Raw genomic sequence first — 11,385 nt, 5'->3', positions numbered from 1 at the left:
GCTACGATCCCCGGCGTATTCCACTGCGCATCGGGGACGGGCATGGCCGTTGAGGTACGGGTGTTGAAGGAAGCCGCGGCGGGCGAGCGGCGCGTGGCGGCCACGCCGGAAACGGTGAAGAAGCTGCTGGCGGCCGGGGCCAAGGTGCAGGTGCAGGCCGGTGCCGGGCTGGCCGCCGGGTTCACCGACCAGGCCTACCGCGACGCCGGCGCGCAGATCGACGAGGCCGTGGACGCCGCCGACCTGGTGCTGTGCGTGCAGGCGCCGTCGCCGCAGCTGATCGGGCAGCTCAAGCCCGGTGCGGTGCTGGTCGGTATCCTGCAGCCGCAGGCCGATGCCGCGCGTGCCGCCGCGCTGCAGGCGCGGCAGCTGCTGGCGTTCCCGCTGGAACGGCTGCCGCGCACCACCCGCGCGCAGGCCATGGACGTGCTCAGCTCGCAGGCCGGCATGGCCGGCTACAAGGCCACCCTGATCGCCGCGCAGCTGGCGCCGCGCTTCTTCCCGATGCTGACCACCGCTGCCGGCACCATCCGCCCGTCGAAGGTGCTGGTGGTCGGCGCCGGCGTGGCCGGCCTGCAGGCGATCGCCACCGCCCGGCGCCTGGGCGCGCAGGTGGAGGGCTTCGACGTGCGCCCGGAAACCCGCGAGCAGATCGAGTCGCTGGGTGGCAGGTTCCTGGACCTGGGGGTCAGCGCCGCCGGCGAGGGCGGCTATGCGCGCCCGCTCACCGATGCCGAGCGCGCCGAGCAGCAGCGGCGCCTGGCCGAGCACCTCAAGGGCGTGGACGTGGTGATCTGCACCGCCGCCGTGCCCGGCCGCCCGGCACCGAAGATCGTCACCGCGGCGATGGTCGCGGGCATGCGCCCGGGCAGCGTGATCGTCGACCTGGCCGCCGAAACCGGCGGCAACTGCGAGGCGACGCGACCGGGCGAGACGGTCGAGGTGGGCGGGGTGACCGTGGCCGGCCCGCTCGACCTGGCCAGCATGGGCGCCATCCACGCCAGCGAGATGTATGCGCGCAACGTGCTCAATTTCGTCTCGCTGTTCCTCAAGGATGGCGCGCTGGCCTTCGACTGGAATGACGAACTGCTGGCGAAGACGGTGTGGCCGGAGCGCCCGGCCGCCGGCGAAATTCCCCCGGTCTGAACCGATGCCCGGGATCGGACTGGCCGCCGGCGAGACGCTGCTGCGCGAGGGCGCGGCCAATCTCCAGCGCGGCATGGAGGCGGTCGGCGGCCGCCTGTTCCTGACCGACCGGCGGCTGCTGTTCCGCTCGCATGGATTCAACGTACAGGACGGGGATACGGAAATCCCGTTGGCCCGGATCCGGGGCGCGCGGCCCTGCTGGACCCGTCTTCTCGGCGTGCTGCCGCTGGCCCCCAACTCGCTGGCGGTGGCGACCGATGAGCGCGACTACCGTTTCGTCCTGTTCGGCCGCCGGCAATGGTTGGCGGCCATCCAAGCGCAGATGCCGCCCGTCGGACGCTGACGCTCCGCACCGGCCGCGGCGTCCGCAACGATCGCTGCCGTAAAGGGTGCGGGGCCCGCTTTCGGTGTTGATGGGCGCGTGAGCCCGGCATGGCCAACGGCCGCATCCTATCTTCCACGCCGCGGGCCGCGCGGCAGCCGCCCGTCACCAGGCGAGGGGACGGGGCGGCTACCTGTCGCGCGGCGGTGGCGGATTTGCCTCCAGCCACTGCTGGCGCTGCTCCGGCGTCATCCGGTGCCACTGCTCGCGCAGTTCCTGGCGCTGGGCCTTGTCCATGGTGCGCATCTTCGCGAACAGGGCGCGGGCCTCGAGCTGCTGCTGCGGCGACATGTTCTGGAAGCGGTGCATGCCGCGGCGCGCCTGCGAGCGCTGCTCGGGGCTCATCTGCTGCCAGCCGCGGGCATGCTCGTACATGCGCTGGCGGTGCTCGGGCGAGGCGTTCCAGCGGTCGCGCATCGGCGCGATCAGGGTTTCGCGCTGGGCCGGGGTGAGCTGGTCCCACTCGGGCAGCGACGGCTGCGACGGCTGGGAGAATGCCGGCGCGGCGACGGCCAGCAACAGTGGCAGCAGGCAAAGGCGGATGTTCATGATCATCACTCCATCGCCACCGCGTCCGAACCGAGCCACAGGTAGAGCTCCGGGCTTTCGTCGAACAGCAGGGCATCATCGGACAGGTCGGTGGCGGGGTCGGCCGCCACGCTGGGCGGCAGTACCGGCGCGGTGCGGTTGAACTGCACCGCCACGGTTACCGCCAGTACCGCCGAGCAGGCGGTGGCCAGCCACCAGCCGCGGCGACGCCACGGCGAGGCACCGGTGTCGGCGCCGGTGTCGGCGCCGGAGGTGGCGTGCCGGCGCGCCTGGCGCAGGCGTGCCAGCGTAGCGGCGGAGACCGCGCCTTCGGCATGCTGTTGCAGCTGCCGCAGCGAGCGGTCGAAGTCGTCGTTGCGGGATGTGGGCAGGCGGTTCACCGCGTGGCCTCCAGTTGTTTCTGCAATGCGTCGCGCGCGCGCGACAGATGGGTTTTCACCGAACCTTCCGAGCAGCCCATGATCCGGGCGGTGGTCGCCACGTCCAGCTCCTGCAGCACGCGCAGGCCGAACGCCTCGCGCTGGCGTGCCGGCAATTGCCGCAATGCCTGCACCAGCCGCGCGTAATCCTCGCGCTGCTCATGTTCCTGCGCCGGCCCCGGGCGGTCGTCGGCCCAGTCGATCGGGCCGTCCTCGTCCTGCGCCGGTGCCCAGAACTTCAGCCGGAAGCCGCGCCGGCGCTGCAGGTCGATGATGCGCCGGCGCAGGATGCTCCAGAACAGCGGCGTCCATTCCTCGGCCGGGTGGTCGCGGTAGCCGAGCATCCGTTCCATCGCGTCCTGCACCGCGTCCAGCGCATCGTCGCGCTGGCGCAGGCCGGCCTCGGCGAAGCGGAACGCACGCGGCCCGACGCCGGCAAGGAAGGCGTCCAGCGAGGCGGGGGCGGCAACGGGCGTCAGCGGCGGCGGGGTCACCAGCACAGGGTAGCGTTCCGGATGGTCCTGGCATCGATAACGCGCGGCGGGCGGATCGGTTGACGGCAACGGTCGCGCCGGCGTTCATCGCATGGTTATGATGCGGGACGGGCAGTTCCGGCCTCGGAGAGGGCAGCAATGAACGACGGGTTCGTGGCGTTGTACATCTTCATGCTGGCGGCCATCGCCGGCCACGTGATCATCTCGCGGGTGCCGGTGATCCTGCACACCCCGCTGATGTCCGGTTCCAACTTCATCCACGGCATCGTGCTGATCGGGGCGATGGTGGTGCTGGGCCATGCCGATACCACGCTGGAGAAGGCCATCGGCTTCATCGCCGTCGCCCTGGGCGCGGGCAACGCCGCCGGCGGCTACGTCGTCACCGAGCGCATGCTGGAGATGTTCAAGAGCTCCAGGGCGCCGCAAGGGCCGGGCAAGTGAGCGCACGGGTAGCCCCGGCGCCGGCGCGGCGGATCGAGGCGCGGCAGCTGTTCCAGTGGCTCAGCTACCTGCAGTATCCGGCGCTGCTGGTCGCGCTCGGCCATGCCGCGCTGCCCCTGTTCAGGGGCCTGGATGGCCTGCTTGATGCCTTCAACAACGCCCTGCTGTATGCCGGCGTCGGCATCGGCCTGTCTTCGCTGCAGGACCCGACCCGGACCCAGAACCGGCTCTCGCGCCGGGTCTGGGAGGACCCGCGCAAGGGCGGCTGGATGCTCTGGCTGCTGACCGCCGAGGCGCTGCTGCCGATCGTGCTGGGGCTGGTGGGCGCGGCGCTGGCGGACACTGCGGCGTTGTCGCAGCTGTCGCTGGGGCTGGTGGCGTTCGGGCTGGGCATGATCGGGCTGCTGAAGACCGCGATCGAGATGCGCGAGCATCACCGCCGCGATCGTCACGCCGGCATTGTGGAAACCCGGGTTCAGGAGGAAGCGGCATGAGCATGGCGTTGCTGGTCAAGGCGAGTTACCTGGTGGCCGCCACCTTGTTCCTGCTGGGGCTGCAGCGCATGGCCTCGCCCAGGACCGCGCGCAGCGGCATCCACTGGGCGGGCGTTGGCATGCTGCTGGCCACCGTCGCCACGTTCTTCCTGCCGGGGCTGCACAACATCGCGCTGATCCTGGTGGCGCTGGTGCTGGGCACCGCGCTGGCCTGGGTGTCGGCCAGGAAGGTCGCCATCACCGACATGCCGCAGATGGTGGCGCTGTACAACGGCATGGGCGGCGGCTCGGCCGCGGCCATCGGCGCGGTGGAACTGCTGCGTTTCGCCGACGTCGCCGGCCGCGACACCAGCCACTGGAGCGCGGAAGCCATCGCCGCGCTCGCGGCACGGCAGCCGTCGGCCACGGTGCTGGCCCTGGCGGTGGTCGGCGCGGCCATCGGCGCGGTGTCGCTGTCCGGTTCGGTCATCGCCTGGGCCAAGCTCGACGGCCGCCTGGACAAGCGCGTCACCTTCCCCGGGCAGCAGGCGTTCAACCTGCTGGTGGCCGTGGCGATGGTGGCGCTGGGGGTGTGGGCGGCGCTGAGCCTGCAGCCGCTGGCGATCATCGCCTTCTTCGTGGCGGCGCTGGCGCTGGGCGTGCTGATGACCCTGCCCATCGGCGGCGCCGACATGCCGGTGGTGATCTCGCTGTACAACGCCTTCACCGGGCTGGCGGTGTCCTTCGAAGGCTACGTGCTGGGCAACGAGGCGCTGATCATCGCCGGCATGATGGTCGGCGCGGCCGGCATCCTGCTGACGCGGCTGATGGCCAAGGCGATGAACCGGTCGATCAGCGGCGTGCTGTTCTCCAACTTCGGCGGTGGCGGGCAGGGCGCGGCGGAAATCAGCGGCAGCCAGAAGCCGATCGAGGCCGCCGACGTGGCGGCGATGATGGCCTTCGCCGAGCGGGTGGTGATCGTGCCCGGCTACGGCATGGCGGTGGCCCAGGCCCAGCACAAGATATGGGAGCTGGCGCAGCGGCTGATCGAACGCGGGGTCAAGGTGAAGTTCGCCATCCACCCGGTCGCCGGGCGCATGCCCGGGCACATGAACGTGCTGCTGGCCGAGGCCGGCGTGCCCTACGACCTGATCGCGGACATGGACGACATCAATCCCGAGTTCGCCAGCACCGATGTATCGCTGGTGATCGGCGCCAACGACGTGGTCAACCCGGTGGCGAAGACCGACCCGTCCAGCCCGATCTACGGCATGCCGATCCTGGACGTGGTCAGCAGCCGCAACACCATCGTCATCAAGCGCGGCAAGGGCACCGGCTTCGCCGGCATCGAGAACGCGCTGTTCTATGCCGACAACACGCGCATGCTGTACGGCGATGGCGCCGAGGTGGCGGGCGCGCTGGTCACTGAGCTCAAGGCGCTGGACGGCGGGCATTGAGGTAATGCCCGCCGCTGGCCGCCGATCCGGCGTGGTGGGGTCCCGTAGAGGCGGGGCTTCCCCCGCATGAAGCCTTGCCGGTGAAGCCCCGTGCCGGGCAAGCCCGGCACCTACGGCGCGATCCGGCAAACCCCGCGTTTCTGTAGATGCGGGGCTTGCCCCGCATGAATCCTGCCCGGCACCTGCGCGGCACCGGGCAGTTCAATTCAGCGCGCCAGCCACCATGCCACCGCCAGCCCGGCCAGCAGCCACAGGATCTCGGCGGTGCCGTTGGCCAGTCCGATCAGGGTCCAGGCCAGGTGCGGGCCCAGGCGCAGCGCCGATTCCCAGGGCGCCAGGCCCATCGGGCCGCCGATATAGGCCGCGGCGATGCCCCAGTTGGCGGCCAGCGCGATCAACAGCGTGGCCAGCATCGCCAGCGCGATCCGGGTCCTGCCGGCGGCCAGCATGCCCAGGCGCAACATCCAGGCGGCTTCTGCGGCCGCGGCGACCGCCATCCAGCCGGCCTGCGAGCCGGTGGCCAGTGCGACCATCAGCCAGGCGATGGCCAGGGTGGCGCTGCCCAGCAGCAACAGCAGGGGCCAGAGCCAATGCTGGGGGCGGCCGGGCGGGCGTGGGGCAGGTGGCATGGGCATTCCCGAAAAGGTCACGCAGCATAGCCCTTCAGCGGCCGGCGCGCCCAGTCGGCTAAAATGGCCGTCTTGCGGGTAGCGTCCGCGTCCCCATATCGATCCACATGTACTCCCGCAGCAGCGAACCCGTCCATTTCGAACGCGATTGCCCGGCCGTCATGGTGCCCCAGGGCGACAGCGTGACCCTGCCGGCCGGCAGCTACGGCTACATCACCCAGGCGCTGGGGGGCAGCTACACCGTGTTCGTCGAAGGCAACCTGTTCCGCATCGCCGGCAAGGACGGTGATGCCATCGGCAAGGAGCCGCCGCCGGGGCTGGAACTGCCCGAGGGCGCCGGCGACGAGGACGTGGAAAAGCTGGTATGGGAGCAGCTGCGGACCTGTTTCGACCCGGAAATCCCGTTCAACATCGTCGATCTCGGGCTCATCTACGAGGTCGACATCAAACACCTGGACGCTGGCCGGCGCGAAGTGGACGTGCGCATGACCCTGACCGCGCCCGGCTGCGGCATGGGCGAGATCCTGGTCGACGACGTGCGCAGCAAGCTGGAGATGATCCCGACCGTGGCCGCCGCCGACGTCGAGCTGGTGTTCGACCCGCCGTGGGGCAAGCACATGATGTCCGAGGCGGCACGGCTCGAAACGGGCATGCTGTAAGGTGTCCTACGCGCTGGCCCGGGTGCGGGCCGGCTTCAAAACCCGCAATCTGGAAGGAAACATCCGGTGTCCCAGTCTCTGAGCTTCCACGTCACCCGTTCGGACCACCCGCGCAGCGCCGCCGAGCGCGCCAAGATCCTGGAGAAGCCGGGTTTCGGCCTGCACTTCACCGACCACATGGTGGCCGTGCGCTGGGACAAGGACACCGGCTGGCATGACGCGGCGGTGATGCCGTACGGTCCGATCGCGCTGGATCCGGCCGCGGCGGTGCTGCACTACGGGCAGGAGATCTTCGAGGGCATCAAGGCCTACCGCCATGCCGACGGGTCGGTGTGGACGTTCCGTCCCGAGGCCAACGGCCGCCGCCTGCAGCGGTCGGCCGCGCGCCTGGCGCTGCCCGAGCTGCCGGTGGAAATTTTCGTCGAGTCGCTGAAGCAGATGATCGCGGTGGACAAGGACTGGGTGTCCGGCGCCGACGAGGCCAGCCTGTACTTCCGCCCGTTCATGATCGGCGACGAGGCGTTCCTCGGCGTGCGCGGCGCGCACAAGGCCAGCTACTACGTGATCGCCAGCCCGGCCGGCCCGTACTTCGCCAAGGGCGTGGCGCCGGTGGCGATCTGGCTGTCCAGCGACTATGCGCGTGCGGCCAAGGGCGGCACCGGCGCGGCCAAGTGCGGCGGCAACTACGCCGCGTCGCTGCTGCCGCAGCAGCAGGCGCAGGCGCAGGGCTGCTCGCAGGTGCTGTTCCTCGACCCGGTCGAGGGCAAGTTCCTGGAAGAGCTGGGTGGCATGAACGTGTTCCTGGTCTACGGCAAGGAAAACAGGCTTGTCACCCCGGCGCTGTCGGGCTCGATCCTGGAAGGCATCACCCGCGAATCCATCCTGCAGCTGGCGCGCGACCGCGGCATGACCGTGGAAGAGCGCAAGGTGTCCATCGACGAGTGGAAGCAGGGCGTGGCGTCGGGTGACATCACCGAGGTGTTCGCCTGCGGCACCGCCGCGGTCATCACCCCGATCGGCCAGCTCAAGGGCGAGGGCTTCATCGTCGGCAACCTGGACGCGCCGGCCGGCGAGGTGACCATGTCGCTGCGCAAGGAGCTGACCGACATCCAGTACGGCCGCCTGCCCGACCGCCACGGCTGGCTGGTGCGCCTGGACGGCTGAGTCCCCGGGCCAGGCCGCAGACGGAAAGCCCCGCGCAAGCGGGGCTTTTCATATTAAGTGGCCACCGTTCCTGCCGCGCCGGCTGCCTGGCGTGGCGGTGCCGTTGCCCGCGCGCGTCCGGCAGGTGTCGCGGGGGTGGGCGCCGTCGTGTGTGCGGTTGCGGGTTCAGGCGGGCCGCCGCGGGTGCCGCGCCCGCGGCAGCCGCGCGGTCATTCTTCGCACAGGTCGGCGTAGCGTGCCTGCAGCACGCGCTGCGCGTCGTCCGGGGTGATGTCCAGCAGCAGTCCGCGCTGGCCGGCGTTGATCCAGATGCGGGCGTGCTGCAGCGCGGCGCCGGCGAACAGCACGACGGCCGGGCGCTGCTGCGCGAACGGGCTGATGCCGCCGACCTTGTAGCCGCTGCGGCGCTCGGCCTCGGCCACTTCCATCATCTGCGCGTGCTTGCCGCCACAGGCGGCGGCAAGCTTCTTCAGCGACAACCGCCGGTCGCACGGGATCACCGCGACCACCGGCTGCCTGTCCACCCACGCCATCAGCGTCTTGAACACCAGTTCCGGCGCGATGCCCAGCGCCTGCGCGGCGGCCATGCCCTTGCTGTCCACCTCGGCGGCGTAATCGTAGGCATGCAGTCCGTGGGCGACCCCGGCCTTGTCCAGCGCGGCGGTGGCGCGGGTACCGCGGGCCACTCAGAGCGACTCGAAACGGTTGGCCTCGACGTTCTTGCGCACCTTGTCCGGGTTCCACACGCGGCCGTTCATGGCGATGTAGACGCCTTCGGGCAGCGACTGCACCGCGCCGATCGCACAGCCGATGTTGAACTCGGCGTCCGAGCCGCGGAAGCGCGCCGGGCTGAGCGCGCCGGTCATCACGATGGTCTTGCCGGGGATGGTCTTGAGCACCTTGCCGGTGGCCACCATCGAATCGGTGCCGTGGGTGACCAGCACGTGGCGGGTGGGCTGGGCGGCGATGGTGGCGCGGATCAGTTCGCGGTCGGCGTCGGTGATGTGCAGCGAATCCTTGCGCAGGATCGGGATGACGTTGAAGCGGAAGGTCACGCCCAGTTCGCGCAGGATCATGCCGATCTGCGGATCGCCGATCTGGTAGTCGGACTTGTCGTCGAAATAGATCTTGTCGATCGTGCCACCGGTGGTGACGATCAGGAGGTCTTCCATCATGGCGGTGAATCCAAACGGTGATGGTGCGAATGATAAGCCGCGCCGCGGACGGGGTTCGCCCGCATGGGGTTTTTGCCGGCAGTCCCCGTGCGGGGCGGGCCCCGCCTTTACGGGCGCTTCCTGGCGAAGCGCGCGCGCAGGCCCGGCAGGCTGGCCAGTGTGATCACCAGCAGCGACAGCGCGATTTCCAGCCACGCCAGCGGCGCGGTCTCCGGGTGGCTCCAGGCGCTCATCACGCCATGGCTGAACCAGCCCAGCGCGAACACGCCGGACCAGAACGGCGCCAGCCGCCAGCCAAGGCGCAGGGCGATGGCCAGCAGCAGCGGCGGCCCGGTGAACACCAGTTGCGTCGCCAGCCAGTGCTTGTCGTCCAGGAACCACCAGGTGTAGAGCGCGGCCAGCGCGATCAGCGCCAGCAGCAGGGTCGGGTGCCGTCGTGTCACCGTGCTCATCGCGCCAGCCTCCGCGCGATGTCGGCCACGCGCCGGCCGAGCACGCGCGCCAGGTGGGCTTCGTCGTCGCTCGGCTGCGGGTCGTCCTGGGCGCCGGCCACATGGCTGGCGCCGTAAGGCGTGCCGCCGCTGGTGGTGTGGCTCAGCGCCGGTTCGGTGAACGGAATGCCGACGATCAGGCAGCCGTGGTGCAGCAGCGGCAGCTGCATCGACAGCAGGGTCGATTCCTGCCCGCCGTGCATCGACGCGGTGGAGGTGAACACCGCCGCCGGCTTGCCGGACAGGGTGCCGTTGACCCACTCCGCGCCGAGGCCGTCGAGGAAGTGCTTGACCGGCGCGGCCATGTTGCCGAAGCGGGTCGGGCTGCCGAGCACGATGCCCGCGCATTCGGCCAGGTCGGCGATCTCGACATACGGGGCGCCGTCTTCCGGCACCGGCGGCGCGCTGGTCTGGGTGACGGCGGCGACCGGCGGCACCGTGCGCAGGCGCGCGCCCATGCCCGGCACCTCGCCGATGCCGCGGGCGATCTGCCGCGCCAGCCGCGCCACCGAGCCGCCGCGGCTGTAGTACAGCACCAGGATTTCCGCCATCGCACCATCCACTCATCACACGGGAGGCGGCAGTATCGGCGATGCGGGCCGCGCTTTGCATCGGGTACCCTTGCCGAATGGAACCCCTGGATTCGCTCAATCTATGGATGGAACGGGTCCGTGACAGCGGGCGCCGGGCCAGTTTCGCCCGTTTCCTGTGGCACCGTTTCCTCGACGACCGCCTGTTCGAGGCGGCCGGCGCGCTGGCCTACACCACCGTGTTCGCGCTGGTGCCGCTGGCGATCGTGGTGTTCGGGGTGCTGTCGGCGTTCCCCATGTTCGACCGCTGGAGCGAGGCGCTCAGCGATTACGTGTTCTCCAATTTCGTGCCCTCGGCCGCGCGCGCGGCGGAAGGCTACCTGCGGCAGTTCTCGGCCAGTGTCGGCCAGCTCACCGCGGCCGGCTTCATCGCGCTAGTGGCGTCGCTGCTGATCACCCTCAACAGCATCGAGCAGATCTTCAACCGCATCTGGCGGGTGGCCTCGGCGCGGCCGCGGTTGACCCGCTTCCTGGTGTACTGGACCGTGCTGACACTGGGCGCGATGCTCGCGGCGGCCTCGCTGGCGGTGTCGGCCAAGGTGTTCGCGCTGCCGCTGTTCGGCACCGTCGAGGGCCGCTGGCTGGCCGACCTGGCGCTGCGCCTGGCGCCGGTGCTGATCGAGTTCGCCTGCGTGATGCTGGTCTACCGGGTGGTCCCGCACCACACCGTGAAGTGGCGCCATGCCATCCCCGGCGCCCTGCTGGCGGTGGTGATGCTGGAACTGGTGAAGTGGGGCATGGGCCTGTACCTGGGCAGCTTCCAGTCCTACCAGAAGCTGTACGGCACGGTGGCGTTCGTGCCGATCCTGCTGCTGTGGATCTACCTGGGCTGGGTGTCGGTGCTGCTGGGCGCCTCGCTGGCGTCGTCGATCGCGGCGTTCCGCTACCAGCCGGTCGCCCTGCGCCTGCCGCAGGGCTGCGAGCTGTACGGCCTGCTGCGCCTGCTCGGGCGCTTCCGCGAGGCGCGCATACAGGGGCGTGGGCTGGACGAAGAGGAACTGCTGGCGCTGGAGCCGATGCTCACCGATTCGCTGCTGCAGGAACTGCTGTGCCAGATGGAGGCGATCAACCTGCTGCGGCGCGACGAACGCGGGCAGTGGCTGCTGGCGCGCGACCTGGACGGCATCACCCTGCGCGAGCTGTACGAGAGCTCGCAGCTGCGCATTCCGATCGCCGAGGAATACCTGCCGTTCCGCGAGGACGCGCTGGGCCAGGCGGCCTGCCGCGCGCTGGACGAACTGCGCGTGCCGCTGCGCGAGCTGCTCAAGCGCCGCGTCGGCGACATCTATGCCATTACCGGAGACGAACGATGACCC

Annotated in this window: 16 protein-coding genes; 8 read left to right on the top strand and 8 right to left on the bottom strand. The window is 70.3% G+C overall.

From position 1 onward, the window contains the following. Positions 1-42: 42 nt before the first annotated feature. Together MKP15_RS16095 and MKP15_RS16090 are read left to right on the top strand one after the other, a co-directional pair. Entirely contained in the window at positions 43-1,146 is a 1,104-nt protein-coding gene (locus MKP15_RS16095; protein WP_240213409.1) for an NAD(P) transhydrogenase subunit alpha, read from the top strand. A gap of 4 nt (positions 1,147-1,150) precedes the next feature. Continuing rightward, entirely contained in the window at positions 1,151-1,489 is a 339-nt protein-coding gene (locus MKP15_RS16090; protein ID WP_240213408.1) for a GRAM domain-containing protein, read from the top strand. 168 nt (positions 1,490-1,657) lie between these two features. On the opposite strand, the gene MKP15_RS16085 is transcribed toward MKP15_RS16090, so the two are convergent. From MKP15_RS16085 to MKP15_RS16075, 3 genes are read right to left on the bottom strand one after another with little or no spacing between them, the layout of a single operon-like run. Next, the gene (locus tag MKP15_RS16085) at positions 1,658-2,077 is read right to left on the bottom strand and encodes a DUF3106 domain-containing protein (RefSeq protein WP_240213407.1); all 420 of its coding nucleotides are present in this window, start codon (positions 2,075-2,077) and stop codon (positions 1,658-1,660) included. Positions 2,078-2,082: 5 nt separating this feature from the next. Further along, positions 2,083-2,457, bottom strand: coding sequence for a hypothetical protein (locus MKP15_RS16080; RefSeq protein WP_240213406.1), 375 nt, complete (start codon positions 2,455-2,457; stop codon positions 2,083-2,085). Then, positions 2,454-2,996 carry an RNA polymerase sigma factor gene (locus tag MKP15_RS16075; RefSeq protein ID WP_161613270.1) on the bottom strand — a complete coding sequence of 181 codons (543 nt, stop codon included), beginning with the start codon at positions 2,994-2,996 and terminating at the stop codon, positions 2,454-2,456. Before MKP15_RS16075 ends, MKP15_RS16080 begins: the two co-directional genes overlap by 4 nt. Positions 2,997-3,128: 132 nt before the next feature. Between MKP15_RS16075 and MKP15_RS16070 the strand changes: the two genes are divergently transcribed. The 3 genes from MKP15_RS16070 to MKP15_RS16060 are packed head-to-tail and all read left to right on the top strand — an operon-like array spanning position 3,129 to position 5,361. After that, positions 3,129-3,431, top strand: a complete 303-nt coding sequence (locus tag MKP15_RS16070) for an NAD(P) transhydrogenase subunit alpha (RefSeq protein WP_240213405.1) — start codon at positions 3,129-3,131, stop codon at positions 3,429-3,431. Then, entirely contained in the window at positions 3,428-3,925 is a 498-nt protein-coding gene (locus MKP15_RS16065; protein ID WP_240213404.1) for a hypothetical protein, read from the top strand. Before MKP15_RS16070 ends, MKP15_RS16065 begins: the two co-directional genes overlap by 4 nt. Beyond that, entirely contained in the window at positions 3,922-5,361 is a 1,440-nt protein-coding gene (locus MKP15_RS16060) for an NAD(P)(+) transhydrogenase (Re/Si-specific) subunit beta (RefSeq protein ID WP_240213403.1), read from the top strand. Before MKP15_RS16065 ends, MKP15_RS16060 begins: the two co-directional genes overlap by 4 nt. 206 nt (positions 5,362-5,567) lie before the next feature. Here the strand turns inward: MKP15_RS16060 and MKP15_RS16055 are convergent, their stop codons facing one another. Then, a complete protein-coding gene (locus MKP15_RS16055; protein ID WP_240213402.1) occupies positions 5,568-5,990 on the bottom strand; it encodes a hypothetical protein in 423 nt (140 codons plus the stop codon). Positions 5,991-6,097: 107 nt separating this feature from the next. On the opposite strand from MKP15_RS16055, the gene sufT reads away from it, so the two are divergent. Both sufT and MKP15_RS16045 read left to right on the top strand, forming a co-directional pair. After that, complete coding sequence (gene sufT, locus MKP15_RS16050; RefSeq protein ID WP_161613274.1) at positions 6,098-6,649, top strand: putative Fe-S cluster assembly protein SufT; 552 nt, start codon at positions 6,098-6,100, stop codon at positions 6,647-6,649. A gap of 66 nt (positions 6,650-6,715) precedes the next feature. Continuing rightward, complete coding sequence (locus tag MKP15_RS16045; RefSeq protein ID WP_240213401.1) at positions 6,716-7,813, top strand: branched-chain amino acid aminotransferase; 1,098 nt, start codon at positions 6,716-6,718, stop codon at positions 7,811-7,813. A gap of 209 nt (positions 7,814-8,022) precedes the next feature. Here the strand turns inward: MKP15_RS16045 and ybaK are convergent, their stop codons facing one another. From ybaK to wrbA, 4 genes are all read right to left on the bottom strand, one after another. Continuing rightward, positions 8,023-8,499, bottom strand: a complete 477-nt coding sequence (gene ybaK / locus MKP15_RS16040) for a Cys-tRNA(Pro) deacylase (protein WP_240213400.1) — start codon at positions 8,497-8,499, stop codon at positions 8,023-8,025. Continuing rightward, the gene (locus tag MKP15_RS16035) at positions 8,500-8,985 is read right to left on the bottom strand and encodes an asparaginase domain-containing protein (protein ID WP_104940122.1); all 486 of its coding nucleotides are present in this window, start codon (positions 8,983-8,985) and stop codon (positions 8,500-8,502) included. Positions 8,986-9,095: 110 nt separating this feature from the next. Next, positions 9,096-9,440, bottom strand: coding sequence for a DUF2069 domain-containing protein (locus tag MKP15_RS16030; protein ID WP_240213399.1), 345 nt, complete (start codon positions 9,438-9,440; stop codon positions 9,096-9,098). Further along, positions 9,437-10,030 carry an NAD(P)H:quinone oxidoreductase gene (gene wrbA / locus MKP15_RS16025; RefSeq protein WP_104940123.1) on the bottom strand — a complete coding sequence of 198 codons (594 nt, stop codon included), beginning with the start codon at positions 10,028-10,030 and terminating at the stop codon, positions 9,437-9,439. Before wrbA ends, MKP15_RS16030 begins: the two co-directional genes overlap by 4 nt. A gap of 77 nt (positions 10,031-10,107) precedes the next feature. Here wrbA and MKP15_RS16020 point away from each other — a divergent pair, with 77 nt between their 5' ends. Further along, complete coding sequence (locus MKP15_RS16020) at positions 10,108-11,382, top strand: YihY family inner membrane protein (RefSeq protein ID WP_161613278.1); 1,275 nt, start codon at positions 10,108-10,110, stop codon at positions 11,380-11,382. Positions 11,383-11,385 lie beyond the last annotated feature (3 nt).

It is taken from the genome of Stenotrophomonas sp. Y6 (assembly GCF_022436665.1).
GTDB classification, from domain to species: domain Bacteria; phylum Pseudomonadota; class Gammaproteobacteria; order Xanthomonadales; family Xanthomonadaceae; genus Stenotrophomonas; species Stenotrophomonas acidaminiphila_A.
The sequence above is the reverse complement of the archived record's forward strand: the minus strand, read 5'-3'. Positions and strand labels throughout refer to the sequence as shown.